Source organism: Mycobacterium sp. Soil_C_30 (assembly GCF_057656995.1).
Window position 1 is genome coordinate 1 of the sequence record NZ_JBDGJH010000074.1, and the last position, 302, is coordinate 302.

The window sequence follows — 302 nt, forward strand, 5'->3', positions numbered from 1 at the left end:
GGGCCGCCGTCGCCGTGCGGGAGGGTGTGGTCGATGTCGGCGTATTCGGCGCGGCGGTTGCAGCCGGGGAACCGGCAACGCATGTCGCGGCATTGGATGAACTCGCGCAGCGCTCCGGTGAAGGCGTAGCCGGGTGTGGGTTCTGCGGTGGGTAGCGGTAGGGCTTTGACGGTGGCGCCGGTGTGGATGAGTTCGGCCAGTAGTGCGGTGGGGATGATGCCGCCAGCGAGGGTGACCGCCGGCCGGATGGGCGCGGCGTGGCAGCCACGGGTTGAATCATCCTGCGGTGCATCGTTTTCCGT

The 302-nt window shown here is 68.9% G+C and carries 1 protein-coding gene; it reads right to left on the reverse strand.

The annotated features are described in order from the left end of the window. The coding region (locus AC3A6P_RS36170) for an HNH endonuclease signature motif containing protein (RefSeq protein WP_487697473.1) at positions 1-302 on the reverse strand (302 nt) is incomplete at both ends.